Raw genomic sequence first — 25109 nt, 5'->3', positions numbered from 1 at the left:
AAAAACCCCGCCGTAAGGCGGGGTCGGGTGCTGAAAGAATCTTGGGGGATTCTTATTCTGCAATATTATTCAGAGACTTTGGAGACGACGGGCTTGACCACCTTGCCGGAACGAATGCAACGGGTGCAGGCCTTGATGGTCTTGACCTGACCGCCGGCCAGCTGGGTGCGCACGTTCTGCAGGTTGGGCATGAACCGCCTGCGGCTCTTGTTGTGCGCGTGGCTGACGTTGTTGCCGGTGGCAGGGCCCTTGCCGCATATATCGCAAACCTGGGACATGATGAACCTCCTCGCGTCCTTCCCGAAATTGTTCTACTCTCGATCGTGTTCGGGGGCGCGGCAGGGCGCTCCAGACACGAAGGACGCTTTACTTAGCTTCTCCCCCGGGAAAAGGCAAGCGCTTTTCCCTTGACATCGGAAAAATTTCCCATATAGGTATGCGGCCTGCGAGGAAAGCATGAACAACTGGCTGATCAACGTAAGCGATCTCCCGACGGAAGGTCGTGACTTTTCTTTTTCGGACCCGGACTTCTGGTCCGGGCGTTTCGATGCGCACGGCCTGGAAGCCGTGACCGTGAAGCCCTTCGAGGCGGAGGCCCACATCCTCCCGCAGCCCGAAGGCGCGCTGGTTCGAGGAACCCTGCGCGGATCGGTCAGGCTTTCCTGCGACCGCTGCATCGCTGATTTCGAATTCCCGGTGGACACGGACTTCGAGCTTTTCGAGTCGCTGCCCGAAGGTGACGAGCCGGAACAGGACTGCCGCGTCAGCATGGATGACGGCATTCTTTTTCTGGACATGGGGGCGCTGCTCTGGGAAGAATTCGTTCTGACGCTGCCCATCAAGCCCCTCTGCGCCGAGGCCTGCAAAGGCATCTGCCCGGAATGCGGGCAGAATCTCAACGAGGGCTCCTGCGAATGCTCGCGGGACGGGGGCGATCCTAGACTTGCGGTTTTCCGCAATCTTAAGCTAAAGTAGCGAGCTTCGCCCGCAGGGGCGACTCGAGAACAAGGAGACAACCATGGCCTTACCTAAGAAAAGAACTTCCCATTCCCGCAAGGGCATGCGCCGTTCCCACCATAAGGTGGAAACTCCCAACGTGGTCTACTGCGAATGCGGCGAACCGAGCCTTCCTCACCGCGTGTGCCCCTCCTGCGGCACCTACCGGGGACGTCAGGTTCTGAACCAGGATGATGCCTAACACACCGCGCATCGTTGTCGACGCCATGGGCGGGGACTTCGGCCCCCGCATCAACGTTCCCGCGGCGGTCACCGCCGCGGAACGTGGCGTCGACATCATCCTCGTCGGAGACGAGGACTCCATCCGAGCGGAGCTGGACAAGACCCGCGCCCCGGACAGGGACAGAAACCTGAGCATCGACATCGTCCATGCCCCCGAAGTGGTCGGCATGGAAGAAAAGCCTTCCGACGCCCTGCGCAAGAAGAAGGACTCGTCGATCATGGTCTGTTGCCGTCTGGTCAAGGAAGGCCGCGCCGACGGACTCATCTCGGCGGGCAACTCCGGCGCGACCGTGGCCGCGGCCATGTTCACCATCGGGCGCATTCGCGGCGTGGAGCGTCCGGCCCTGGCCGGCGTCATGCCCACGGAGAAGAACCCCATCGTGCTCATCGACGTGGGCGCGAACGTGGACTCCAAGCCTTTTCACCTCGCCCAGTACGGCCTCATGGCCGAAGTGCTGGCCAAGCACGTGCTGCACATTCCCAAGCCGCGCGTGGGCCTGCTCTCCATCGGCGAGGAGGAGGGAAAGGGCAACACCGTGACCAAGGAGGCCTTCGACCTCCTGAAAAGCTCCCACCTCAACTTCATCGGCAACGTCGAGGGACGCGACATCTTCACGGGCGACGTCAACGTCATCGTCTGCGATGGTTTCGTGGGCAACGTGGCCCTGAAAGTCTCCGAAGGCGTGGCCAAGAGCTTCGGCAAGATCCTCAAGGGCGAACTCAAGCGGGATTTCTTCTCCAAGCTGGGAACGCTCTTCCTGCTGCCGACCCTGACCCGATTCGCCCGCACGCTCGACTACGCGGAATACGGCGGAGCCCCGCTCCTGGGCGTCAAGGGCTCGACCATCGTCTGCCACGGCGCTTCCAACGTGAAGGCCATCACCAGCGCCATCCTGATGAGCGCGCGGTATGTCCGCAACAACGCCAACGAGCACATCGTCGAGCAGCTCGAAGCCCACGGCGACCTCTCCCGTTTCGGGCGCGCCAGCCGCAAGAGCAAGAAGAGCGAATCCTCCTGAACCTCCTACCGGGGCCTTTTCCCCCGACCGAGCACACCCCATGAAGCAAAGCGCCGTCATCAAGGGCCTCGGGTTTCACGTCCCGGAGCGGATTCTCAGCAACAAGGATCTGGAACAGCTCGTCGAGACTTCCGACGAATGGATCACCTCCCGCAGCGGCATCAAGACCCGGCACGTGGTATCCGAGGGCGAATCCCTCACCGATCTTTCCCATGGAGCCGCCCTGAAGGCGCTCGATGATGCGGGCCTCTCCCCGGAAGCGATTACCCACATACTCGTGGCGACCTTTTCCCCGGAGTCCTATATCCCCTCCGCCGCCTGCGCGCTCCAGGACCGCCTGGGCCTGCGCGGCCGCGTCGCCTACGACATCTCGGCGGCCTGCACCGGGTTCCTCTACGCCCTGGAAAACGCCCGCGCCATCCTGGCCCTGCACCCGGAATCCAAGATCCTGGTCTGCTCCGGGGACGTGGTCACCAGCCGCGTCAACTGGGAAGACCGCGCCACCTGCGTGCTCTTCGGCGACGGCTGCGGCGCGGCCGTGGTCGCGGCGGAAGACGGCGGACCGCATAGGGCCGTCATCCGCGACGTTTCCCTGGCCTCGGACGGAGCCCTCGGCGACCTGCTGACCATCCGCGGCGGCGGCTCCGGACGCCACTACCGCCTGGGCGAGCCCATCGGCGAGGATTTCTTCGTGCAGATGCAGGGCCGCGAGGTCTTCAAGCACGCGGTGCGCTCCATGACCGAGGTCTGCAACGGCCTGCTGGAAAGGCACGGCCTGACCACGGACGACGTGGACATGCTCCTGCCCCACCAGGCCAACCTGCGGATCATCGAGGCCGTAGGCAAGAAGCTCGGCATTCCGGGCGAGCGCGTGTTCATCAACGTGGACAAGTACGGCAACACCTCCGCGGCCAGCGTGCCCATCGCCCTTTCCGAGGCGGTGCACGGCGGCAGCGTCCAGCCGGGCCAGCGCGTGCTGCTGACCGCGTTCGGCGGCGGGTTTACCTGGGGCGCCTGCCTGCTCGATTTTTGACCGGATAAAAATTTGCAGTCCTCCCCGGATTGGTATATTTCAGCCCCTGTCCGTCCCGGTCTGCAACGAGGTAAGCGAATATGAGCGATCTTCCCAACGTCGCACTGGTCACAGGCGGCTCACGCGGCATCGGCCGCGCCTGCGCCGAGCGTCTCGCGGCCGACGGCTTCGAAGTCTGGCTGACCTACGTCAGCAAGCCGGAAGCCGCCCAGGCCGTTGTCGAAGGCATTGAAAAAGCCGGAGGCAAGGCCCGCGCCGTACGTCTGGACTCCTCGGACCGCGAGGGACTGGCCGCCTTCTTCAAGGACGAGATCAAGGGCAAGGTGCGCCTGGCCGTGCTGGTCAACAACGCGGGCATCACCCGCGACGGCCTGCTCATCCGCATGAAGCCCGAGGACTGGGACAAGGTCATCGACCTGAACCTGACCGGCGCGTTCACCTGCATCCAGGAAGCGGCCAAGATCATGTCCAAGCAGCGCGGCGGATCGATCATCAACATTTCTTCCGTTGTCGGACAGATGGGCAACGCGGGACAGGCCAACTACGTCGCGGCCAAGGCCGGGCTCATCGGACTGACCAAGGCCGTGGCCCGCGAGCTTTCGGGCCGCGGCGTCCGCGTCAACGCGGTCGCCCCCGGATTCATCGACACGGATATGACCAAGGAACTCCCGGAAAAAGCCGTGGAGACCATGAAAGCCATGATTCCGCTCGGCCGTCTCGGAACCCCCGAAGACATCGCGGCCGCGGTCAGCTTCCTGGCCGGCGATGGCGCCGGTTACGTCACAGGGCAAGTGCTGGCCGTCAACGGCGGAATGTATATGTAACCAGAGAACATCAACACGTGGAGGAAATATGTCTGACGTCGCGAGCAAAGTTAAGGATATCATCGTGGACCAGCTCGGCGTGAATGCCGACGAGATTACCGAAGACGCCTCTTTCGTTGAAGACCTGGGCGCCGACTCCCTGGACCTTACTGAGCTGATCATGGCCATGGAAGAAGAATTCGACATCGAAATCGATGACGAGGAAGCTCAGAAGATCGCCAAGGTCAAGGACGCCATCAACTACATCGAAAAGAACAAGTAGCGACCGGCTTTTGCCGATCAACAATAATTCAGGGGCGTTCTATACTCGGCAAGAGTGTAGGACGCTCCGTTTTTCCCGGCATGCACCAGCCGGGCCGAGAGGGAGTTTATGAACAGGGTAGTTGTTACCGGCCTCGCAGCCATCACCCCCCTGGGCAACGACCTGGCGACCAGCTGGGAAAATCTCATCGCCGGCAAGTCCGGGGTCGGGCCGATCACGTCCTTCGACGCGACCGACTTCGACACCAAGATCGCCGCACACGTCAAAGATTTCGATTGCAGCCCGTACATCTCGCACAAGGCGGCCAAGCGCATGGAGAACTTCACGCGCTACGCCGTTTCCTGCGCCCGGATGCTCATGGACGACTCGGGCTGGACCATTTCCGAAGAGGAAGCGCCCCGCGTGGGCGTGACCATCGGCGTTGGTCTGGGCGGCCTGGAAGCTATCGAGGTCTACCACCAGAAGCTGCTGGACAAGGGACCGGGACGCATCTCGCCCTTCTTCATCCCGGTGATGATCGCGAACATGGCCGCCGGTCAGGTTTCCATCGAAGCCGGCGCCCAGGGGCCGAACATCTGCACCACCACGGCCTGCGCTTCCGGCACCCACGCCATCGGCTACGGATTCACCGACATCATGCTCGGACGCATCGACGCGGCCATCTGCGGCGGCGCGGAATCCACGATCACCCCGCTGGGAATGAGCGGCTTCACGGCCATGAAGGCGCTCTCCACGCGCAACGACGCCCCGGAAAAGGCTTCGCGTCCCTTCGACGCCGAGCGCGACGGCTTCATCATGGGCGAGGGCTGCGGACTGCTGCTGCTCGAATCCCTGGAGCACGCCAAGGCGCGCGGCGCGAACATCCTGGCCGAGGTCGTCGGCTTCGGCGCTTCGGGCGACGCCTACCACATGACCGCCCCGCACGAGGACGGCTCCGGCATGGCCCTGGCCATGCGCGCGGCCCTGCGCGAGGCAGGGGTCAACCCCGAAGACGTGGACTGCATCAACGCGCACGGCACCTCGACCAAGCTCAACGACCTCTGCGAGACGCGCGCGCTGAAGACCGTCTTCGGCGACCACGCCTACAAGCTGAACATCTCCGCGAACAAGTCCCAGATCGGCCACCTGCTCGGCGCGGCCGGCGGCGTGGAAGGCGTCTTCAGCGTCAAGACCCTCGCCGACGGCGTCATCCCCGGCACGTGCAACCTGGACAACCCGGATCCCGACTGCGACCTGGACTACTGCGCCTCGGGCCCGCGCGAAAAACAGGCCGAATACGTGCTCTCGAACTCCTTCGGATTCGGCGGCACCAACGGCTGCATGCTCTTCAAGCGCTTCGCGGACTAGGCCCCGGCCCGGTCCCCCGCGCTGAACCGATCGACCTTCTGCCCGGAGATTTTCTCCGGGCATGAACCTTTTCATCAAGAGGGTATCCCCATGGAAGAGATCCTTATCCAAGACCCGGAAGTCGCCGCCGCGATTACCCGCGAAGTGGACCGCCAGGTGGGCAACCTGGAACTCATCGCCTCGGAGAACTTCACTTCCGTCGCCGTCCGGCAGGCCATGAGCTGCGTGATGACCCACAAATACGCCGAAGGCTATCCCGGAAAGCGCTATTACGGGGGCTGCGAGTTCGTGGACCAGGTCGAGGACATGGCCCGCGACCGCGTCAAGGCGCTCTTCAACGCCGAGTACGCCAACGTGCAGCCGCACTCCGGCTCCCAGGCGAACATGGCCGTGTACTTCTCCTGCCTGGAGCCCGGCGACACCATCCTGGGCATGGACCTCTCCCACGGCGGCCACCTGACCCACGGCAGCCCGGTGAACTTTTCCGGCAAGATGTACAACATCGTCTTCTACGGCGTGAACCGTGAGACCGAGACCATCGACTACGACGAGGTCGAGCGCCTGGCCAAGGAAAACCGGCCCAAGCTGATCGTGGCCGGAGCCTCGGCCTACCCCCGCATCATCGATTTCAAGCGCTTCCGCCAGATCGCCGACGAGGTCGGCGCGCTGTTCATGGTGGACATGGCCCACATCGCGGGCCTCATCGCCGCGGGCGAGCACCCCTCCTGCATCGAGCACGCCCACTTCACCACCTCGACCACGCACAAGACCCTGCGCGGACCGCGCGGCGGCCTGATCCTCGCGTCCGAGGAAAACGAGAAGAAGCTGAACTCCTCCATCTTCCCCGGCATGCAGGGCGGCCCGCTGATGCACATCATCGCCTCCAAGGCCGTGGCCTTCGGCGAGGCGCTCCAGCCCGGCTTCCAGGAATACCAGGCCCAGGTGGTCAAGAACGCCAAGACCCTGGCCAGCGCCCTGGCCGAGTCCGGCTTCCGCCTCGTTTCCGGCGGCACGGACAACCACCTGATGATGCTCGACCTCACGGACAAGGGCATCACCGGCAAGGACGCGCAGATCGCCCTGGAAAAGGCCAACATCACCACGAACAAGAACACCATCCCGTTCGACACCCAGTCCCCGTTCGTGACCTCCGGCATCCGCCTGGGCACCCCGGCCATGACCACCCGCGGCATGATCGAGGAAGACATGGTCGTGGTGGCCGAGGCCATCACCGCCGCCCTGGAGAACTGGAACAACGACGCCGTGCTGGCCGAGATCAAGGACGAGGTCGAGGAATTCGCCCGCGAATTCCCGCTCTTCGCCTGGTAGGCTTGCTCGAAACCGCATTTGCGAAGCCCGGAGGACCATCGGTTCTCCGGGCTATTTTTGCTGCGACGGGGAGCGTGATGAGCTGATCATCATGCAATGCAGGTATCATTATTGAGCATCCCCCGGAATTTCGCTCCGGTCGCCTCCCTTGTCATCCGCCCGCCGAACCGCTACCTTCTCCAAAAGCCCGCCACGCAAGGAGTCTCCATGTCCCGCATGCCCTGGCCCGAATATTTCATGAAAATCGCCCATGTGGTGGCCGAGCGTTCCACCTGCCTGCGCCGCAGGGTCGGGGCCGTGGCCGTGCGCGACAAGCGCATCCTCGCCACCGGCTACAACGGCGCGCCCACGAACATGCTCCACTGCGAAGAGGTGGGCTGCCTGCGCGAGCAGCTCAAGGTGCCTTCCGGCGAACGCCACGAGCTTTGCCGCGCGCTGCACGCCGAGCAGAACGTGATCACCCAGTGCGCGGTGCACGGCATCTCCCTCAAGGACGCGGAAATCTACTGCACCACCCAGCCCTGCCTGATCTGCGCCAAGCTGCTCATCAATTGCCAGATCAAGGCCATCTGGTACGCGGAATCCTACCCGGACAAGCTCACCGAACAGTTCCTGACCGAATCCGGCCTGGAGCACGGCCAGCTTCCCTTCGACCCCAAAGGCTAGACCATGCCCGGCAGCCCCGCTCCCAACTCGCGCGACATGGAAGCGCACGAACGGTTCATGGACCGGGCCATGGAACTGGCCCGGCTCGGCAGAGGCCCCACCGCCCCGAATCCCTGCGTGGGTTCGGTGCTGGTGCGCGGCGGGGAAATCGTGGCCCAGGGCCGGCACCGCCGGTTCGGCGGGCCGCACGCCGAGCGCGAATGCCTGGCCGACGCCCGCGCCAAGGGCGTGGACCCGTCCCTGTGCACGCTCTACGTGACCCTGGAGCCCTGCAACCACCACGGCAAGACCCCGCCCTGCACCGAGGCCGTGCTGGAGGCGCGCATTCCCCGCGTCGTGGTGGGCGCGCTGGACCCGAACCCCGTGGCCCAGGGCGGAGCCGAGCGGCTGCGCGAGGCCGGAGTGGACGTGCTCACGGGCGTGCGCGAGCGCGAATGCCTGGACCTGATCCGGGATTTTTCCCTCTGGCGCACTTCGGACAGGGCCTACTGCATCCTGAAGATGGCCTCGACCCTGGACGGGCGCATCGCCGCGCGCACGGGCCGCCCCGAAGCGGTTTCCAGCCCGGAGAGCTTTCAGGACGTGCACCGCCTGCGCGCCTTGGCCGACGCGGTCATCGTGGGCGGCAACACCTTTCTCCAGGACGACCCCAGCCTGACCTGCCGCCTGGCCGGACAAACGGACGCCCCCTCCCCTGAAAAAATGAACAATGATGAACAGCCATACGCCGTGGTCCTGACGACCCGGCTGCCCGGCACGGACTGCGATCTTCAATTGATCCGCAAACGGCCGCACCAGACCATCTTCTGGACCACGGAAGAGGCCGCCGAATCCGACACGGCCCGCGCCCTGGAAGAGATCGGCGTGCGCGTCTGGGGGCTGCCGCACCGTGGTCCCGCCCTGGAAATCGCCGCGGGGCTGACCCGGCTGCACCGAGAACTGGGCGCGCATTACGCGCTCTGCGAGGGCGGGGGCCGACTGGCCATGCGCATGCTGGAGCAGGGCTGCGCGGACGAATTCGTGCTTTACCTTGCGCCGCGCGCACTGGGCGACGAGCGGGGCGTCCCCCTGCTCGCCGGGCGCGATTGTTCCTCCATGGCCCAGGCCCTGAACCTGCGCCTGGGCCGCTGCGAGCCCTCCGGCCCGGACCTGCGGCTTACGTATTATCCCGATTAGCCTGAAGCCCCGTCTCCCGGTCCGAAGAACGCGAGGCCCGGTCCCCTGCCCATGGCGCGCTCCGCGCTGGCGGCCCGGCCCGGCCTCTGCTATGAACGCGGCGTGAGCCAATCCGACCACAGGGCCGCGAACGCGGCCGTCTACGCCTTCACGCCCCAGGGAGCGCTGCTGGGCCGCCGCATTGCCGACGCGCTGGACGCCGAGCTTTTCCTGCCGCGCCGACTGGTCGACGCCCTGGCCGACGGGCCGGACGCGCCGCACTCCTTGCGAGCCGTTCCTTTCGACTCCCTCGCCGCGCTCATGGATGCGCAATTCCACTTCCGGAAGAAGCACGTATTCGTTGCCGCCGCGGGAGTGGCCGTGCGCGCCGCAGCTCCGCATCTGCGCGGCAAGGCCGAGGATCCGGCCGTGGTCGCGCTGGACCAGGAGGGCCGATTCTGCATCAGCCTGCTTTCCGGCCACCTGGGCGGGGCCAACGCCCTGGCCCGCGAAGTGGCGGCCATGGTCGGCGCGCAGCCGGTCATCACCACGGCGACGGATTCGGCGGGGCTGCCCGCGCTGGACGAACTCGGCCCGCGCCTGGGCCTGCGCATCGCGAATCTTCATGCGGCCAAGGCCGTGAGCGCCGCGCTCCTGGCCAAGGGCCGTCCGCAACTGTTCGATCCTCTGGACCTCCTGGCCGGAGCAGGCGTCGATCCCGGACTGTTTCAACTTGTTCCCGCGCCGGAAGCCTGGACCCCGGACCGGGCCGGAGCCTGGGTTCATTGGCGCGCCGCTCCGCCGGGGGCCCTGGGGCTGCACCCGCCCTGCCTGCACGCGGGCGTGGGCTGCCGCCGGGACACTCCGGCCGAGGAAATCCTCGCGCTGATCGAAACGACCTTTGCCCAGCGCGGACTCTCCCTCGCCTCCCTGGCCGGACTGGCCAGCATCGAGGCCAAGGCCGACGAGCCGGGCCTGCTCCTGGCCGCCGAACGGCTGGGCGCGCCCCTGACCTTCTTCACCACGGACCAGCTCGCGGAAATCCGCGTCCCCTCGCCCTCGGCGCTGGTCAGAAAACACATGGGAGTGGACAGCGTATGCGAAGCAGCAGCGATGCTGGCAAGCCGGGGCAGCCTGATCGTGCCCAAGACCAGAATCCCCACGGCCACGCTGGCCGTGGCCGTGTCTTCGTGGTCGGCCTCGGCCCCGGCGGAACGCACCACCTGACCCCGGCGGCGCGCGCCGCCCTGGCCCAGGCCGAGGTAATCGCCGGATACAAGGGCTACATGGACCTCGTGGAACCGGAGCTGCTGGAAGGCAAGGAGCTGATTTCCACGGGCATGACCGGCGAAGTGGACCGGGCGGGCCGGGCGCTCGATGCGGCCCTGGACGGAAAGCGCGTGGCCGTGGTTTCCAGCGGCGATCCCGGCGTGTACGCCATGGCCGGGCTGGTGCTGGAAATGGCCGAGGCGCGGGGCCTGCTCGACGAGATCGGCATCGAAGTCGTTCCGGGAGTGCCTGCATTCTGCGCGGCGGCGGCCCTGCTCGGCGCGCCGCTGATGCACGACTTCGCCAGCGTGAGCCTGTCCGACCTGCTCACGCCCTGGCCGCTGATCGAAAAACGGCTCGACGCGGCCGCATCGGCGGACTTCGTCATCGCGCTCTACAATCCCCGCTCCAAACGGCGCACGGGCCACCTTGAACGCGCCCTGGAGATCGTGTCCCGCCACCGCGACCCGGCCACGCCCGTGGGCGTCGTGGGCCGGGCCATGCGCGCGGGGCAGAGCGTGACGCGGACCACGCTGGACGGTGTGGATCCGGAAATCGTCGACATGCAGACCGTCATCATTATTGGGAATTCTTCGACACGCGCCGCCGGGGGCTTTATGCTGACGCCGCGCGGCTACGAGGGGAAATATGAACTCGGATGAATCCGGATCGCTGCGGGCTGGACAGTTTTCGCCCAAGCCTGCTAATGTCACGAAAATTGAGCACCCAAGCCGCCTAAATCGCTCCCTTGCTTGACACGGCGCGGCTGTTCAGAGTAACGCTGACTATCGAAGAGTGTAACGGTTTTCATCGTTGAAAAGGAGGAGATAGAAGAATGAAACGGACTCTGTTTATCACGCTTCTGGCTGTCGCCCTGCTGGGCGCCTTTACCCTGTCGATCGCCATGGCCGCTGACGCCCCGAAGAACGACGTGGAGATCAAGTTCCCCGGCGACACCAAGTACGGCCCGCTGATGTTCTCCCACGCCAAGCACGCTGCGCAGAAGTGCGAGAGCTGCCACCACAAGATGGCTGAGAATCCCGACATGAAGTGCACGACCTGCCACAAGGACAACAGCGACAAGAAGGCCCCCACGTCCTTTGACAGCGCTTTCCACGCCAAGAAGAGCCCCAATTCTTGCGTCGGCTGCCACAAGGAAATGAAGAAGGGCCCGACCAAGTGTAACGACTGCCACACCAAGAAGTAAGGCCCGGACATCGCGAGGGGGCTGCTTTCAGCCCCCTTTTTTTTCAACATTTTTCAGAGGGATAGCGTATGCCCCCGGCGCCTCCGGACCAGACCTCTCCCGACGACATCCTGGAATTGTCCGATCTCGTAGAAGACAAGGACGGCCACGCGGCCGGACTGGATGCCGCCAGCGTGGACATGACCTTCGAGCAGGAGCTGGAAGAGCTTTTCTCCGAGGACCTGGCCGCGGATGACGATCGGCTGGACCCTGTGCCTCCCGCGCGGGAAGCGCCGCAGGTCCGCGCCGCCGCAGCCGAGGACGAAGCGCCCATGATCCTCGACGACCTCGCCGAAGAGGAAGAAGAGGATGCCCTGCTGCTCGACGATCTCAGCGACGACGATTCTCCCAAAGGCGCATCCGACGACATGCCCATGATCCTCGACGACATGGACGAGGAAGATTCCTCCGCCCTCACCAACGACCTCGACGGCGGCGTTTTCTCCGACGAAGAGGCGGGCGACGACGACATCGACCTGCTCCTGGACGAAGTGGTTCTGGCGGACGACGAGCCCGAGCCCGAAGAGGACGAACCCGCCCTCGACCTCACGGACCTTGCCGATCTCGGCGAGGAGGAAGAGGAAATCCTCGACCTCGGCGACATGCTCGTGGAAGAGGAAACAGCCGACCTTGACGACGAACCTCTTGAACTTTCCCTGGACGACGCCCTGGACACCCCCTCTGATGCCGCCGCTGACAATGCGGCCTCCCAGGACGCGGACGATCTCGATCTCGACATTCCCATGGACCTCGACGACATGCTCGCGGACGAGGACGAACAGCCCGCAGCCGCTCCTGCCGACGGCGACGAGGAAGAGCTGGTGCTGGGCGAGGAACTGATCCTGGACGATTCCGAGTCCCTCGACGCGGACACGCAGGCATCGGCCCTGGACGATCTGGATCTCGGCGACGCCGACGAAAGCGGGCCATCCGGAACGGATCTCGCGGGCCTGGGCCTGGAAGGCTTGGACCTGGACGACATCGACCTGGACGAAGAAGACGACGCCGTGGAAGCCGGCGCTCCCGCCTCGGACGAACCGAAGGCGGCGCAGGACGGCCTGGACCTGGACGACGGCCTGGACCTGGACGGCGACCTGGACCTGGACGGCGACCTGGATATGGACGACGCCCTGGACCTCGGCGAATTCGGCCTGGACGACGAGACAGGCGAAACGGACGAGACTGCCGAGCTTCTGCAGGACGAATTGGACCCAGCCCCCCTTGAGGACAAGGCGGACGACGACATCGACCTGGACGAGCTTGAACTTGGAGACTTTCTGAACGACGTCCCCGCCGAAGAACCTGCCGACAACGCGGTCGACGACACGATCGATGACACGATCGATGACACGATCGATGACACGATCGAAGATGCGCACGCAGAGCAGGGCGGCGACGAGGAAGCCGACGACGATCTCGACTCCGTCCTGGCCTCCACCGGAGAAGACACCGACTTCGATTTCGGCGAGCCGTTCCCCGAAGACGACGAATCCGAGGACATCGAAGCTCTTCTCGACGGAGTGGAAATCGACGTTTCCGGCCTGGACGAGGATCTCGCTCCCCTGGACGACGACCTGCCGCCCCTGGACGGTCCCCTGGATGATCTCGACGAGGATCTGGACGAGGATCTGGACGAAGGCCTCGCGCCCCAGATGGAAACCGACATGGCCGTGGTCATGGAAGGCGACGACGCCGACCTGGACGCGCCCCTGAGCGTCAACGTGGACACCCTGCTCGGCGAGATCGAGGCGGAAGGCGCTCCGGACCAGTGCGACAGCCCGATCGCCCCGGACGTGCTCGCCCGGATCGAGTCCCTGGAGCAGCGGTTCGCCGACCTCTCCTTGTCGCAGACGCCCGCGGACGAGCCAGCCGCCACGCTGCACGCCCGGCTCGACGCCCTGGAAGAACGGCTGGACGGCCTGGAGGCCATGCTGCGCGAGGAAGTGGCTCGAACGGTGCCTTCGGAAGCCGCACGCATCATCCGGGAGGAGATTCAGGCCCTGGCCGAAGACCTTTCCGAATAGACCCCGACGTTTCACGGCGCCCGCGACCCCGTTGCGGGCGTCTTTTTTTTTCGCCCATGCGCCGCTCGACGAACCAGTGCCGCGCATGCTAAAGGCCGCAAAAAAGGAAGGGGCCCTTCCGGTTCCTTTCTGTTTCCCCGCCCGGGGCTCTTGATCACGCGGTCAGGACCATTTCCCACCGGGCGGGTTTTCCAACCCGACCAGGGAGATTCACGTGGAAAAGATCGACAAGAACATTCTCCAGGTGGCCAAGGAAGTGGTGATCAAGTTCATCGAGGTCGGACGCATCTCGCCAGGCAACTTCGGCGAGAACTTCAGCCTGATCTACGACGCCATCCACGAAACCGTGGCCCGGCACGACGGCGAGGAAGCGGAGGAACGTTCCTGACCATGGGACGCCCCGACCGCGGCTTTGAGGCCGCCGCAGAGGACCACCGCACGCATGGCCGCAACGTGGCCGACATGTTCGGCCGCATCGCCCCCTGGTACGACCTGCTCAACCACGTGCTCAGCCTGGGCCAGGACTATCTCTGGCGCTACCGGCTGGCGCGCCTTGTCCGCCCGGTGGGCAGGGGGCCGCTGCTCGATCTCGCCGCCGGCACTCTCGACGTTTCCACGGAACTGCTGCGCCAATACCCGGAAAACAAGGTGCTGGCCCTGGATTTCGCCCTGCCCATGCTCGCCGAGGGCGCGCGCAAGAAAATCAAGGACGCGCGCGAGGGCCGCATCTTTCCCGTGCAGGCCGACGGGCGCTGCCTGCCCCTGCCCGACGCCAGCGTGGACGGAGCGACCATCGCCTTCGGCATCCGCAACATCAAGCCGCGCGAGGATGCCTGGCGCGAGGTGCTGCGCGTGCTCAAGCCCGGCGCGAGGTTCTGCGTCCTGGAGTTCGGTACGGGCAGCCGCCGTGTCTGGAAGGGGCTGTACAATTTTTATCTCGACAAGCTGCTCCCCGGCATCGGCCGGATCGTCTCCGGCGACAGCGGAGCCTATCGCTATCTTGCGGACACGATCAAATCCTTCCCGGACGAGCGCACCCTGGAGGACGAGATCCTCGCGGCGGGATTCGCCCGCGTGACCCACGTGCCGCTCTGCTCCGGCATCGTGTTCATCCACGTTGCGGAAAAGGCGGGCGCGGCGGAAGTGGAGCAGGAATCGAAAATAACGGCGGACTAGCTGCGGACGAGATACAGCAGCAACAGGCCGAGCAGCATGGCGAAAAAGCCCATGCCGCGCAGTGCGCCCGGTCCCTGCTCGGCCAGCATGGCGAGCATGCGGGGCATGCGCTCGGCAAAAAGGAAATAGACGGCTCCCTCCATGGCGAAGGCGAGCCCGACCGCTCCCAGCAGGAATTGCCAATCGATGTGCATTCTTCGAGACTAGCCGGGCCACGCCCGGATGTCCACAGTCAATAACGAAGCGGAGTTACCCATGACATCCATGATCACCTTCGAGGATCTCAAGAACAGGAAAGCCCCGGTGGCCGTGGTCGGCCTGGGCTATGTGGGCCTGCCCCTGGCCGTGGCCCTGTCCCGCCATTTCGACGTCATCGGCTTCGACATCTCCCAGGGCCGCATCCGCGAACTGGAGAAAGGCGTGGACCGCACCAACGAGGTGCTTCCGGCCGATCTCAAGGCCGCGAACGTGCGCTACACCCACGCGCCGGAAGACCTCGCCCAGGCCCGCGTGATCCTCGTGGCCGTGCCCACCCCCATCGACGCCCACCGCAGCCCGGACCTGCGCCCGGTGCGCGGCGCGAGCGTCACCGTGGGCAAGAACCTCCAGCCCGGCACCGTGGTCGTCTACGAATCCACGGTCTACCCCGGTCTGACCGAGGAAATCTGCGTGCCCCTGCTTGAGGAGCACTCCGGCCTGACCTGCGGCAAGGACTTCAAGGTCGGCTACTCGCCCGAACGCATCAACCCCGGCGACCGCCAGCACACCCTGGAAACCATCATGAAGGTCGTTTCCGGGCAGGACAAGACCACCACCGACCTGCTGGCCGACCTCTATTCCAGCGTGGTCAAGGCGGGCGTGTTCCGCGCCGCGAGCATCAAGACCGCGGAGGCCGCCAAGGTCATCGAGAACACCCAGCGCGACCTGAACATCGCCCTGATGAACGAACTGGCCATGATCTTCGACCGCATGGGCATCGACACCCTGGAAGTGCTCGAAGCCGCCGGGACCAAATGGAACTTCCTGCCCTTCCGGCCCGGTCTCGTGGGCGGCCACTGCATCGGCGTGGACCCCTACTACCTGACCTTCAAGGCCCAGTCCCTGGGGCTGCATCCCAAGGTCATCCTCGCCGGACGCGAGACCAACGACTCCGTGGGCAAGTTCATCGTCGAGACGGCCATCAAGTGGCTGATCAAGACCGACCACAAGATCAAGGGCGCGCGCGTGGGCGTGCTCGGCCTGACCTTCAAGGAAAACGTGCCCGACCTCCGCAACACCAAGGTCGTGGACGTGGTCAACGAATTCGAGGACTACGGCGCCCAGGTGCTCGTGCACGACGCCATGGCCGACCCGAACGAGGCCCGGCACGAATACGACATCACGCTCAGCGACCTCGACGAACTGCGCGACCTGGACTGCCTGGTGCTCTGCGTCAGCCACGAGGCCTACGCCAAGCTGCCCCTGGCCGAAATCAAGTCCTGGTTCAGCGATCAGCAAAATCCGTTGATCATCGACGTGAAAGGCTTCTTCGACCCGCGCGAGATGGAGGCCGAAGGCTTCCTCTACTGGCGGCTGTAGCAGCGCAAGACATGCTGCTCTTCGTCACGGCCACGCAGCGCGAAATGCATTCCGCGCTTGCGCCTTTCGGGGCGCTGCCGCCCCTGAGGCAGGGCGTGGCCGAGTCGTGGCGCGTGGCCGGGAGGGAGGCCGCGCTGCTGGTCGCGGGAGTGGGACTGGTCAACGCGGCCCTGGCCCTGGGCCGGGCCTTGGCCCTGCCCGGCCTGGAGGGCGCGGTCAACTTCGGGGTGGCGGGCGCGTTCGACACGGACGCGCTGCCCCTGGGGAGCGCGGCCCTGGCGGTCCGGGAAATCTGGCCGGAATACGGCCTTGCGCGCGAACACGGCGCGGGCGCGGATGCGCGGGCGCTCCGTTTTCCGCTCTGGGGGGACAGAGACGCGGAGGACGCGGTCTGGGACAGGCTGGACCTCGATCCGGACCATGCGGCCAAAGCCATGCGCCTGCGGCCCGACGCCGCCTGGAAGCGGGCCGCCAGCCTGAGCGTCAGCTCCGTGACGACTTCCCCGCAGCGCGCGGCAAGCCTGCGCCGCGAATACGGCGCCGACCTGGAAAACATGGAAGGATTCGCCCTGGCCTACGGATGCTTCCAGGCCGGGCTGCCGTTTCTGGAATTGCGGTCCGTTTCCAACCGGGTGGGCTCGCGCGCGGCGGCCGACTGGAACCTGGCCGGCGCGCTGGAGTCCCTGGGCAGGGCAGCGGCCGGGCTGCTGGGCTGAAAGCACTGGATTTCCACGCCGCGCGCAGGTAGTCTGGGCTCCCGGCTCCCGCCAGAACCACAGCAATGCGACAGGACATGAACCGACTTCTCGCCTACTTCGACGCCGAACTGCCCGGCGTGAACGAATTTCTCGATACGGAAACCGCCAAGCTGAACGGCCTGGTGCGGGATGTCTCGCGCCACGTGCTGCTCGGTCCGGGCAAGCGCATCCGCCCCGTGCTGACCATCTGCACGGCCCGCGCCCTCGGCTACGGCGGGAACATCCTGCCCCTGGCCTGCGCCCTGGAAATGCTCCACTCCGCCACGCTGATCCACGACGACATCCTGGACGACGCGGACCTGCGGCGCGGAAAAACCGCCGCGCACGTGGCCTTCGGCACCACCCAGTCCGTGCTCGCGGGCGACCTCCTCCTGGCCCTGGCCAACCGGCTCGGCGCGCAGTACGAAGTTCCGCGCGTGAGCTGGCTGCTGGCCGAGGGCATCATGGCCACGGCCGAAGGCGAGGTGCTCGAGATCGCCAGCCTTTCGGAACCGATCGTCGATCGCGACCTGTACATGCGCATCATCATCGGCAAGACCGCGCGCCTGATCGAGACGGCCTGCCGCTGCGGCGCCGCCGTGGCCAGCCCGGACCGCAGCGTGGAGGACGTCGCCGGAGCATACGGCCTGAACCTGGGCATCGCTTTCCAGCTCGTGGACGACGCCCTGGACTATGTTTCGCCCACCAGCACCATGGGCAAGCCCGAAGGCGGCGACCTGCGGGAAGGCAAGATCACCTTGCCGCTGATACATCTTTTCGAAGACATGGGGCCGCAGGATGCCGAGCCTCTGCTCGCGAGCATCCGCTCCGGCGGGCTGGACGAGGCGGGCCAGAAGCGCATCCTGGGCATGATCCGCGAAGGCGGCTACGCGGGGCGCACCCGCGACGCCGCCGCCGAGTATGTTGCCAAAGCGAAAGAATCCCTGGCCGGGCTGCCGGACTGCGAGGAGCGCCTCGTGCTCTCCCTGGCCGCGGATTTCGTCCTTTCGCGCAAGAAATAATTGATTCAGCAAACCGGGGAGAGAGCAATGCTGTTCCGGGTGGAAGTGGGACTCAAGCGGCACGTCCGCGACGTGCATGGTGAAAAGGTCGCGCGCAAGGTGCGCGAGGAGTTGGGACGGTCCGTGGAACAGGCGCGCACGGTGCGCGTGTTCACCGTGGAGGGCCTTTCCGAGCGGCAGGTCGCAACGGTGCTGGAAGCGGGCGCGCTGCACGACCCCGTTCTGCACGAAATTTCCCTTTCGCCGCTGGCCGAGGGCTTCGACTGGGTGCTGGAAGTGGGCTTCCGCCCCGGCGTCACGGACAACGAAGGCCGCACCGCCACGGAAACCGTGGCCCTGGTGCTCGGCCTCAAGGGCGAAGCGGCTGCGGCGCTGAAGATCTACACCTCGACGCAGTACCTGCTCTCCGGCGTGGACGGGGAAGAGGCCGTGCGCAGCATCGCCAAAGACCTGCTGGCCAACGAGCTGATCCAGCGCTTCGAATACAAGTCCGCCGCGCAGTGGCAGGCCGAGCCGGGCTTCGAGGCCCGCGCCGCGCGCGTCACGGGCGAATCCTGCGACGAGGTCGCCGTGATTCCCCTCTCGACCATGAGCGACGAGCAGCTCATGGCCTTCAGCCGGGCCAACACCCTGGCCCTCTCCCTGGAAGAACTGCACCGCATCCGCGACTACTACGCGGCCCCCGACATCCGCGCCGAGCGCGCCGCCCTGGGCCTGCCCGCCGACCCCACGGACGCGGAGCTGGAAGTCCTGGCCCAGACCTGGTCCGAACACTGCAAGCACAAGATCTTCACGGCGCGCATCGACTACGAGAACGCCGAACAGGGACGCCGCGGCGTCGTGGACTCGCTCTTCAAGAGCTACATCCAGGACAGCACCAAGGTGCTGCGCAAGGCCAAGGCCGAAAACGGCCCCCACGGCGACTTCTGCCTGTCCGTGTTCAAGGACAACGCGGGCGTGATCAAATTTTCGGACGATCTTTCCGTGTGCGTGAAGATGGAAACGCACAACTCGCCCTCGGCCCTCGACCCCTACGGCGGAGCGCTCACGGGCATCGTGGGCGTGAACCGCGACCCCATGGGCACGGGCCTGGGCGCGAACCTGCTCTGCAACACGGACGTGTTCTGCTTCGCCTCGCCCTTCCATGAAGGCGAGCTGCCGCCCCGGCTGCTGCACCCGCGCCGCGTGTTCGAGGGCGTGCGCGAGGGCGTGGAGCACGGCGGCAACAAGTCCGGCATCCCCACGGTGAACGGTTCCGTGGTCTTCGACGAACGCTACCTGGGCAAGCCCCTGGTCTATTGCGGCACCATCGGCACCCTGCCCGCCAAGGTCACGGGACGGCCGAGCCACGAAAAGAAGGCCGAGGTCGGCGACGTGATCGTCATGTCCGGCGGCCGCATCGGCAAGGACGGCATCCACGGCGCGACCTTTTCCTCGGAGGAGCTGCACGAGGGCTCGCCCGCCACGGCCGTGCAGATCGGCGACCCCATCACCCAGCGCCGGATGTACGACTTCCTGATGCGCGCACGCGACCTCGGCCTGTACAACGCCATCACGGACAACGGAGCGGGCGGCCTGTCCTCCTCCGTGGGCGAGATGGCCCAGGACAGCGGTGGATTCGACATGGACCTGGCCAAGGCCCCGCTGAAGTACGACGGCCTGCGCCCCTGGGAGATCCTCATTTCCGAGGCCCAGGAACGCATGACCATGGCCGTGCCGCCCGAAAAGCTGGACGAATTCCTGGCGCTCTCCGCGGAGATGGGCGTGGAGTCCACGCCCCTGGGCACCTTCGACGACAAGGGCAAATATCTCGTCCGCTACAACGACAAGATCGTGACCTGCCTGGACATGGACTTCCTGCACGACGGCGTGCCCCAGATGCGGCTCAGCGCCCGCTGGGCCAAGCCGGAGATCAAGGACGAGCCCGTGCCCGAGGTCGAGGACCACGGCGCGCTGCTCAAGCGCATGCTCGGCCGCCTGAACATCTGCTCCAAGGAATATCTCGTCCGCCAGTACGACCACGAGGTGCAGGGCCGCAGCGCGGTCAAGCCCATGATCGGCGTCAAGGCGGACGGCCCGTCCGACGCGGGCGTGCTGCGCCCCCAGCTGGACTCGGAGCGCGGCCTGGTCGTGTCCCACGGCATCTGCCCGCGCTACTCCGACATCGACGCCTACTGGATGATGGCCTGCGCCATCGACGAGGCCATCCGCAACGCCGTGGCCGTGGGCGGCGACCTGCGCTACATGGCCGGCGTGGACAACTTCTGCTGGTGCGACCCCGTGGAGAGCGAGTCCACCCCGGACGGACGCTACAAGCTGGCGCAGCTCGTGCGGGCCAACGAGGCCCTGGCGCACTTCTGCCAGGGATTCGGCGTGCCCTGCGTGTCCGGCAAGGACTCCATGAAGAACGACTACAAGGGCGGCGGCGTCAAGATATCCATCCCGCCCACCGTGCTCTATTCCGTCATCGGCGTGATCCCGGACGTGAACAAGTGCCTGACCTCGGACTTCAAGAGCGCCGGGGAGCTGGTCTATGTTCTCGGCCTGACGCGCGGCGAGCTGGGCGCCTCTGAAGTCGCCGGCGAGCTGGGCTTCTCCTCGGCCCGCGTGCCCCAGGTGGACCTGCTTTCCGCCCGCGAACGCTATCTCGCCATGTTCGAAGCGGCCCAGGAAGGTCTGGTCACCTCCTGTCACGACTGCTCGGACGGCGGCCTGGCCGTGGCCCTGGCGGAAATGGCCCTTGCCGGACGCCTGGGCGCGCAGCTCGACCTTACGGACGCGCCCGCCGAAACCGGGCTGAGCGCCACCTCCCTGCTCTATTCGGAATCCGCCAGCCGACTGCTCGTGACCGTGCGCAAGGAGAACCGCTCCGCGTTCGAGGCGCTCTTCCGGGGGCAGGCGCTGGCCTGCCTGGGCGAAACCGCGAACGGCCCCCTGCGGGTGGGTCTTTCGGGCAACGAACTCCTTTCCGAGGATGTGGCGAATTTGGCGCGCGCGTTCAAAGCGACCCTGGATTGGTAGCAAAAACGTAACGGTTTCGCGGTTCGCCCCCTTTACCGATGCCGTTAAAGCGCGTATGCTTGCGCATAATTTCACGAATCAGGAATACTTCTCATCCTGAGCAGGGGAAAATGTTCATGCATACGCATCGCAAAATCCTTGTCCGCGCGGCAGCCACCACTGCCGCGCTGATTTGCGTCCTGCTCCTGCCCGCGGGCAAGGCGCAGACCCAGACCGCCACCTACATCGGATCAACCGCCTGCAAGGACTGCCACGAGCAGGAGTACGAGAACTACAGCAAATTCTCCAAGAAGGCTCATTCGGGCGAATCCGTGAAGGCCATGGCCAAGGATCTGACGCCTGCGGAGCTTCAGGAATGCTACGCCTGCCACGCCACCGGCTACGGCAAGCCGGGCGGCTTCATCAGCTTCGAAAAGACTCCGGAGCTCGGCAACGCGGGCTGCGAGGTCTGCCACGGTCCCGGAAGCATGCATGTGGACGAGGGCGGCGACCCCGCCTTCATCAAGGTCAATCTGGACATCAAGGATTGCGAGACCTGCCACAATCCCGAACGAGTCGCCAGCTTCGGATTCAAGCCCATGCTCTTCGGCGGAGCCCACTAAGGAGGCGACATGGACCTGCTGCACATCTTCCGGCGTTCCCTCGGCATCAAGGTGATGTTCCTGACCACGGGCCTGATTCTTGCGGCCTTCATCGGACTGTTCGTCTACAACTCCTTCTGGGAGTACGACATGATCGTGGAGGACGTGCACCAGACCGCTGCCAAGACCTCGGACCTGCTCCGCCTCGGCGTGGAAAAACCCATGTCCATCGGCGACGACGAAGGCACCGTGGCCCAGTTCAACTCCCTGGGCGCGCGCTACGACGACATCCGGGCGCACATGTTCGACTACCAGGGGGAGATCGCCTACTCCACCGAGCCGGGCGCGGTCCGCAAAAGCATCTACGCCGAGGAGGATCACGACGGACTGGCCGAACTGGTGCGCAAGAGCCTCCAGAACGACATCGCCGAAGGCAAGCTCATCGAGATGAACGGCCAGCGCCTTTTCGTGCAGATCAACACCATCAAGAACGCTCCGGAATGCTACCACTGCCATGGCCGCAGCCGTGAGATTCTCGGCGGCATGGTCGTGGCCCAGCATGTCGACGACCAGTTCAACACCCTGCGCAGCAATCAGGTCAAGGCGGCGGGAATTTCGCTCGTGGGCGGGCTGGCCCTCATCGCCACCCTGCTCCTGTTCATCAAGTTCGCCGTGGTCAACAAGATCCGCGACATCGCCGAGGCCACGGAAAAGGTCAGCGCCGGTAATCTCGACGCCCAGTTCCAGGTCACGGGCGCGGACGAACTGGGCCGCCTCGGCGACGACCTCTCCGAGATGGTCCGCCAGATCAAGGACCAGCTCCAATACAACAAGAGCGTGCTTTCGGGCATCATCGTGCCCATGTTCGTGGCGGACAGCCAGGAACGCATCGAATTCGTCAACGCGCCGCTCAAGGCCATTCTCGGCAAGGGCGACAAGGACGTGCTCGGCCGGACCGTTTCCGAGGTGTTCTTCGGCGAAGGCGGCACCAGCGCCACCAATCAGGTCATCACCTCCGGACAGTCGGACAGCGGCAACATGCGCTACACCCGCGACGACGGAGTGGACTTTCCCCTGCACTACGAAGTCTCGCCCCTGCGCGACGCCAAGAACCAGGTCGTCGGGGCCATCGGCGTGCTCATCGACCTTTCCCAGGAAGAGCGGGACCGCCGGGACATCGAACAGCAGCAGGCCGCCCTGCTCCAGGTGGCCAACGAGGTCACCAGCGTAGCCATGTCGCTGGAAAAGGCCTCGGACGAGCTCCAGCGCCAGATGGACAGCCTGACCAGCGGCGTGGACTCCACGGCGGACCAGACCGGCCGGGTGGCCACGGCCATGGAGGAAATGAACTCCACGGTGCTGGAAGTCGCCCGCAACGCTTCGGAAACCGCGGAAGCCGCGGACAAGGCCAACAAGGTCGCCCAGGACGGCGGCGGCGTGGTCCAGAGCACGGTCCAGGAGATCAACGGCGTCGCCCGCACCACGGAAGACACCGCCAAGACCCTGCACGAGCTGACCCAGCGCGCCCAGAACATCGGCCAGGTCATGGCCGTGATCAACGACATCGCCGACCAGACCAACCTGCTGGCGCTCAACGCGGCCATCGAGGCCGCCCGCGCGGGCGAGGCCGGGAGAGGTTTCGCCGTCGTCGCGGACGAGGTGCGCAAGCTGGCGGAAAAGACCATGCACGCCACCAAGGAAGTGGAAGACGCCGTGGCCCTGATCCAGGAGTCCACCGCCGACGTGGTCAAGGAAATGGACACCACGCAGGGCCGCGTGGTCCGCACCTCCAAGATGGCCGAAGAGGCAGGACAGGTGCTCGGCGAGGTGGTCAGCCAGTCCGACCTCATCGCGGACATGGTCCGCAACATCGCCACCGCTGCGGAGGAGCAGTCCGCCACCAGCGACGAGATCAACAACAACGTCAACGAAATCAGCAACCTTTCCCAGGAAGTGTCGCGCGGCATCCAGGAGGCCAACTCGCGCATCCGCGAAGTGGCGAGCATGGCGACGCAACTGGCAGAACTGGTATCCGGCTTTCGCAAGTAAGCACGCTTGAGGAGTTGGAAATGAGGCCTTCAAGCTCCGCAGAGCGCAGGAAGTACCTGCGCGCCTACGGGTACAACCGCAACTGCGAAATCCGCAGAGCGAACAATTCCTGCAATGCCTCCCTGGTGGACATCAGCCGGGGAGGCATGCGCCTTCTCCTGGCACGCGACATCGCCAATCCTCCCCAGCTTTCACCCGGCGAAGACGTGACCATCCGCGTTCTCGGCATCCCCCGCGAAACAGAGCTTGCCGAGCTCACAGGCAGCGTTCGCTGGAAGGACGGAGACCAGTTCGGCGTGCAGTTCACGGAGCCGCTGCGGCACGGCACCGCCGAATTGCAGGCGCTGATCTCCTTTGAACCCGATCAAGGTTTGTTGATGATCAAACGCAATTCGTATTGAGCCCATCTCTACTTGACAGGTACGCTTAAACGTATTAGGAATTATTCCCACCAATACGGAGAGGTGTACCATGGAAGAACAAACCCAGTTCAGGCTTTCCAAGCAACGCAAAGTCATTCTTGAGGAACTCCGGAAAGTTACCTCCCATCCCACTGCTGACGAAGTCTACGACATGGTTCGGAAGATCATGCCGAGGATCAGCCTCGGAACGGTCTATCGCAACCTTGAATTTCTCTGCGCCCAGGGCCTCGCCCGCAAGGTCGGCCCGGCCGGCGCCCAGAAGCGGTTCGACGGAAACGCCATGCCGCATGCCCATATCCGCTGCAAAACCTGCCACCGGGTCGAGGACGTCCCCGTGCACCTGGAAGCCCCTCTGCTCGCGCAAGAGGACTGCATGGGTTTCGACATCGACGAATGCAACATCGAATTCGAGGGAACCTGCCCGGCCTGCGCTTCCAAGACCTGTTGATTATTTACAGCGAAAAGGTTTCCCCCCTCACGTTCTTATGCTAAAGCATGGGCTTGATCGTCCTTGCTTGAAGGAGACTATTCATGTCGCTCAAAGGAACCCGTACCGAAAAAAACCTGCTGACCGCGTTTGCGGGCGAATCCCAGGCCCGCAACCGCTACACGTACTTCGCCAGCGTGGCCAAAAAAGAAGGCTACGTTCAGATTTCGGCGATCTTCGAGGAAACCGCCGGGCATGAGAAAGAACATGCCAAACGGCTCTTCAAGTTCCTCGAAGGCGGAGAGACGGAGATCACCGCGAGTTTTCCCGCAGGCGTGATCGGCAGCACGCTCGACAATCTCAAGGCCTCTGCGGACGGCGAAGAGCACGAGCACGCAAGCATGTATCCCGAGTTCGCCAAGGTGGCCCGCGAAGAGGGCTTCGCGAACATTGCGGCCGTCTTCGAAAGCATCGCCAAGGCGGAAACCTACCACGAGGAACGCTTCCGCGCCCTGATCCGCAACATAGAGAGCGACCGGGTCTTCAAGAAGGACGAAACCGTAGTCTGGCGTTGCCGCAACTGCGGCTACAACCACACCGGCAGCGCCGCTCCGGAACGTTGTCCCGCCTGCGATCATCCGCAGGCCCATTTCGAGGTCAAAGCGACCAACTGGTAACCACAA

27 protein-coding genes are annotated in these 25109 nt (G+C 65.0%); 25 read left to right on the top strand and 2 right to left on the bottom strand.

Annotated features, from left to right (window positions below; translation table 11 throughout):
• Positions 1–65: 65 nt before the first annotated feature.
• Positions 66–278, bottom strand: a complete 213-nt coding sequence (rpmB, locus tag G452_RS0105700; protein ID WP_022661300.1) for a 50S ribosomal protein L28 — start codon at positions 276–278, stop codon at positions 66–68.
• 178 nt (positions 279–456) lie between these two features.
• Between rpmB and G452_RS0105695 the strand changes: the two genes are divergently transcribed.
• The 16 genes from G452_RS0105695 (at position 457) to G452_RS18210 (ending at position 14589) form a co-directional block, all read left to right on the top strand.
• On the top strand, positions 457–975 hold the full coding sequence (locus G452_RS0105695) for a YceD family protein (protein ID WP_022661299.1): 519 nt from the start codon (positions 457–459) through the stop codon (positions 973–975).
• Positions 976–1018: 43 nt separating this feature from the next.
• Entirely contained in the window at positions 1019–1198 is a 180-nt protein-coding gene (rpmF, locus tag G452_RS0105690; RefSeq protein WP_022661298.1) for a 50S ribosomal protein L32, read from the top strand.
• Complete coding sequence (plsX, locus tag G452_RS0105685) at positions 1191–2258, top strand: phosphate acyltransferase PlsX (RefSeq protein ID WP_022661297.1); 1068 nt, start codon at positions 1191–1193, stop codon at positions 2256–2258. The genes rpmF and plsX overlap by 8 nt, the downstream gene beginning before the upstream one ends.
• Before the next feature lie 40 nt (positions 2259–2298).
• Positions 2299–3291, top strand: a complete 993-nt coding sequence (locus G452_RS0105680; RefSeq protein ID WP_022661296.1) for a beta-ketoacyl-ACP synthase III — start codon at positions 2299–2301, stop codon at positions 3289–3291.
• An 80-nt stretch (positions 3292–3371) separates the two neighbouring features.
• A complete protein-coding gene (gene fabG, locus G452_RS0105675) occupies positions 3372–4115 on the top strand; it encodes a 3-oxoacyl-[acyl-carrier-protein] reductase (protein ID WP_022661295.1) in 744 nt (247 codons plus the stop codon).
• Positions 4116–4143: 28 nt separating this feature from the next.
• A complete protein-coding gene (locus G452_RS0105670) occupies positions 4144–4377 on the top strand; it encodes an acyl carrier protein (RefSeq protein WP_027189044.1) in 234 nt (77 codons plus the stop codon).
• A 108-nt stretch (positions 4378–4485) separates the two neighbouring features.
• Positions 4486–5724: a beta-ketoacyl-ACP synthase II gene (fabF, locus tag G452_RS0105665; RefSeq protein ID WP_022661294.1), complete on the top strand. Its 1239-nt coding sequence runs from the start codon at positions 4486–4488 to the stop codon at positions 5722–5724.
• 90 nt (positions 5725–5814) lie between these two features.
• A complete protein-coding gene (glyA, locus tag G452_RS0105660; protein WP_022661293.1) occupies positions 5815–7053 on the top strand; it encodes a serine hydroxymethyltransferase in 1239 nt (412 codons plus the stop codon).
• A gap of 207 nt (positions 7054–7260) precedes the next feature.
• Positions 7261–7719 (top strand): deoxycytidylate deaminase, encoded by a 459-nt coding sequence (locus tag G452_RS0105655; RefSeq protein ID WP_022661292.1) that lies wholly within the window; start codon positions 7261–7263, stop codon positions 7717–7719.
• 3 nt (positions 7720–7722) lie between these two features.
• A complete protein-coding gene (gene ribD / locus G452_RS0105650) occupies positions 7723–8895 on the top strand; it encodes a bifunctional diaminohydroxyphosphoribosylaminopyrimidine deaminase/5-amino-6-(5-phosphoribosylamino)uracil reductase RibD (RefSeq protein WP_022661291.1) in 1173 nt (390 codons plus the stop codon).
• A gap of 51 nt (positions 8896–8946) precedes the next feature.
• Positions 8947–10101, top strand: a complete 1155-nt coding sequence (locus G452_RS18215) for a cobalt-precorrin 5A hydrolase (RefSeq protein ID WP_022661290.1) — start codon at positions 8947–8949, stop codon at positions 10099–10101.
• Positions 10065–10805, top strand: a complete 741-nt coding sequence (cobJ, locus tag G452_RS0105640) for a precorrin-3B C(17)-methyltransferase (protein ID WP_022661289.1) — start codon at positions 10065–10067, stop codon at positions 10803–10805. The genes G452_RS18215 and cobJ overlap by 37 nt, the downstream gene beginning before the upstream one ends.
• 173 nt (positions 10806–10978) lie before the next feature.
• Entirely contained in the window at positions 10979–11350 is a 372-nt protein-coding gene (locus tag G452_RS0105635; protein ID WP_022661288.1) for a cytochrome c3 family protein, read from the top strand.
• A 68-nt stretch (positions 11351–11418) separates the two neighbouring features.
• Positions 11419–13413: a hypothetical protein gene (locus G452_RS0105630; RefSeq protein WP_022661287.1), complete on the top strand. Its 1995-nt coding sequence runs from the start codon at positions 11419–11421 to the stop codon at positions 13411–13413.
• Positions 13414–13627: 214 nt separating this feature from the next.
• Entirely contained in the window at positions 13628–13801 is a 174-nt protein-coding gene (locus tag G452_RS21725; RefSeq protein WP_022661286.1) for a hypothetical protein, read from the top strand.
• 2 nt (positions 13802–13803) lie between these two features.
• Positions 13804–14589: a ubiquinone/menaquinone biosynthesis methyltransferase gene (locus G452_RS18210; protein ID WP_051141994.1), complete on the top strand. Its 786-nt coding sequence runs from the start codon at positions 13804–13806 to the stop codon at positions 14587–14589.
• On the opposite strand, the gene G452_RS0105615 is transcribed toward G452_RS18210, so the two are convergent.
• A complete protein-coding gene (locus G452_RS0105615; RefSeq protein ID WP_027189041.1) occupies positions 14586–14783 on the bottom strand; it encodes a DUF2065 domain-containing protein in 198 nt (65 codons plus the stop codon). The genes G452_RS18210 and G452_RS0105615 overlap by 4 nt on opposite strands.
• 70 nt (positions 14784–14853) lie before the next feature.
• Here G452_RS0105615 and G452_RS0105610 point away from each other — a divergent pair, with 70 nt between their 5' ends.
• From G452_RS0105610 to rbr, 9 genes are all read left to right on the top strand, one after another.
• Positions 14854–16167, top strand: coding sequence for a nucleotide sugar dehydrogenase (locus tag G452_RS0105610; RefSeq protein WP_027189040.1), 1314 nt, complete (start codon positions 14854–14856; stop codon positions 16165–16167).
• Positions 16168–16178: 11 nt separating this feature from the next.
• Positions 16179–16883, top strand: a complete 705-nt coding sequence (gene mqnB / locus G452_RS0105605) for a futalosine hydrolase (protein ID WP_022661284.1) — start codon at positions 16179–16181, stop codon at positions 16881–16883.
• Between the two features lie 77 nt (positions 16884–16960).
• On the top strand, positions 16961–17926 hold the full coding sequence (locus tag G452_RS0105600; protein WP_027189039.1) for a polyprenyl synthetase family protein: 966 nt from the start codon (positions 16961–16963) through the stop codon (positions 17924–17926).
• Between the two features lie 27 nt (positions 17927–17953).
• Positions 17954–20947 carry an AIR synthase-related protein gene (locus G452_RS0105595; RefSeq protein WP_022661282.1) on the top strand — a complete coding sequence of 998 codons (2994 nt, stop codon included), beginning with the start codon at positions 17954–17956 and terminating at the stop codon, positions 20945–20947.
• 116 nt (positions 20948–21063) lie between these two features.
• Positions 21064–21549 (top strand): cytochrome c family protein, encoded by a 486-nt coding sequence (locus G452_RS0105590; protein WP_211213485.1) that lies wholly within the window; start codon positions 21064–21066, stop codon positions 21547–21549.
• A gap of 9 nt (positions 21550–21558) precedes the next feature.
• Positions 21559–23577 carry a methyl-accepting chemotaxis protein gene (locus tag G452_RS0105585; protein WP_022661280.1) on the top strand — a complete coding sequence of 673 codons (2019 nt, stop codon included), beginning with the start codon at positions 21559–21561 and terminating at the stop codon, positions 23575–23577.
• A gap of 20 nt (positions 23578–23597) precedes the next feature.
• The gene (locus tag G452_RS18205) at positions 23598–23978 is read left to right on the top strand and encodes a PilZ domain-containing protein (RefSeq protein WP_022661279.1); all 381 of its coding nucleotides are present in this window, start codon (positions 23598–23600) and stop codon (positions 23976–23978) included.
• A gap of 70 nt (positions 23979–24048) precedes the next feature.
• Positions 24049–24447 carry a Fur family transcriptional regulator gene (locus G452_RS0105575; RefSeq protein ID WP_022661278.1) on the top strand — a complete coding sequence of 133 codons (399 nt, stop codon included), beginning with the start codon at positions 24049–24051 and terminating at the stop codon, positions 24445–24447.
• Between the two features lie 83 nt (positions 24448–24530).
• Positions 24531–25103 carry a rubrerythrin gene (gene rbr / locus G452_RS0105570; RefSeq protein ID WP_022661277.1) on the top strand — a complete coding sequence of 191 codons (573 nt, stop codon included), beginning with the start codon at positions 24531–24533 and terminating at the stop codon, positions 25101–25103.
• The last annotated feature ends 6 nt before the right edge of the window (positions 25104–25109 follow it).

The organism is Paucidesulfovibrio longus DSM 6739 (assembly GCF_000420485.1).
GTDB lineage: Bacteria > Desulfobacterota > Desulfovibrionia > Desulfovibrionales > Desulfovibrionaceae > Paucidesulfovibrio > Paucidesulfovibrio longus.
This window is presented reverse-complemented; position numbering and strand designations above follow the sequence as displayed.

Bases quoted from the DNA above. Each gene is read 5' to 3' on its own strand.
- G452_RS18210 (WP_051141994.1), top strand. From the start codon at position 13,804: ATGGGACGCCCCGACCGCGGCTTTGAGGCCGCCGCAGAGGACCACCGC.
- fabG (WP_022661295.1), top strand. From the start codon at position 3,372: ATGAGCGATCTTCCCAACGTCGCACTGGTCACAGGCGGCTCACGCGGC.
- rbr (WP_022661277.1), top strand. From the start codon at position 24,531: ATGTCGCTCAAAGGAACCCGTACCGAAAAAAACCTGCTGACCGCGTTT.
- G452_RS0105635 (WP_022661288.1), top strand. From the start codon at position 10,979: ATGAAACGGACTCTGTTTATCACGCTTCTGGCTGTCGCCCTGCTGGGC.
- G452_RS0105630 (WP_022661287.1), top strand. From the start codon at position 11,419: ATGCCCCCGGCGCCTCCGGACCAGACCTCTCCCGACGACATCCTGGAA.
- G452_RS0105670 (WP_027189044.1), top strand. From the start codon at position 4,144: ATGTCTGACGTCGCGAGCAAAGTTAAGGATATCATCGTGGACCAGCTC.
- rpmF (WP_022661298.1), top strand. From the start codon at position 1,019: ATGGCCTTACCTAAGAAAAGAACTTCCCATTCCCGCAAGGGCATGCGC.
- G452_RS0105655 (WP_022661292.1), top strand. From the start codon at position 7,261: ATGTCCCGCATGCCCTGGCCCGAATATTTCATGAAAATCGCCCATGTG.
- G452_RS0105575 (WP_022661278.1), top strand. From the start codon at position 24,049: ATGGAAGAACAAACCCAGTTCAGGCTTTCCAAGCAACGCAAAGTCATT.
- G452_RS18215 (WP_022661290.1), top strand. From the start codon at position 8,947: ATGGCGCGCTCCGCGCTGGCGGCCCGGCCCGGCCTCTGCTATGAACGC.
- mqnB (WP_022661284.1), top strand. From the start codon at position 16,179: ATGCTGCTCTTCGTCACGGCCACGCAGCGCGAAATGCATTCCGCGCTT.
- G452_RS18205 (WP_022661279.1), top strand. From the start codon at position 23,598: ATGAGGCCTTCAAGCTCCGCAGAGCGCAGGAAGTACCTGCGCGCCTAC.
- fabF (WP_022661294.1), top strand. From the start codon at position 4,486: ATGAACAGGGTAGTTGTTACCGGCCTCGCAGCCATCACCCCCCTGGGC.
- G452_RS0105600 (WP_027189039.1), top strand. From the start codon at position 16,961: ATGAACCGACTTCTCGCCTACTTCGACGCCGAACTGCCCGGCGTGAAC.
- G452_RS0105695 (WP_022661299.1), top strand. From the start codon at position 457: ATGAACAACTGGCTGATCAACGTAAGCGATCTCCCGACGGAAGGTCGT.
- G452_RS0105595 (WP_022661282.1), top strand. From the start codon at position 17,954: ATGCTGTTCCGGGTGGAAGTGGGACTCAAGCGGCACGTCCGCGACGTG.
- rpmB (WP_022661300.1), bottom strand. From the start codon at position 278: ATGTCCCAGGTTTGCGATATATGCGGCAAGGGCCCTGCCACCGGCAAC.
- G452_RS0105610 (WP_027189040.1), top strand. From the start codon at position 14,854: ATGATCACCTTCGAGGATCTCAAGAACAGGAAAGCCCCGGTGGCCGTG.
- G452_RS0105590 (WP_211213485.1), top strand. From the start codon at position 21,064: ATGCATACGCATCGCAAAATCCTTGTCCGCGCGGCAGCCACCACTGCC.
- ribD (WP_022661291.1), top strand. From the start codon at position 7,723: ATGCCCGGCAGCCCCGCTCCCAACTCGCGCGACATGGAAGCGCACGAA.
- plsX (WP_022661297.1), top strand. From the start codon at position 1,191: ATGCCTAACACACCGCGCATCGTTGTCGACGCCATGGGCGGGGACTTC.
- G452_RS0105680 (WP_022661296.1), top strand. From the start codon at position 2,299: ATGAAGCAAAGCGCCGTCATCAAGGGCCTCGGGTTTCACGTCCCGGAG.
- G452_RS0105615 (WP_027189041.1), bottom strand. From the start codon at position 14,783: ATGCACATCGATTGGCAATTCCTGCTGGGAGCGGTCGGGCTCGCCTTC.
- glyA (WP_022661293.1), top strand. From the start codon at position 5,815: ATGGAAGAGATCCTTATCCAAGACCCGGAAGTCGCCGCCGCGATTACC.
- G452_RS0105585 (WP_022661280.1), top strand. From the start codon at position 21,559: ATGGACCTGCTGCACATCTTCCGGCGTTCCCTCGGCATCAAGGTGATG.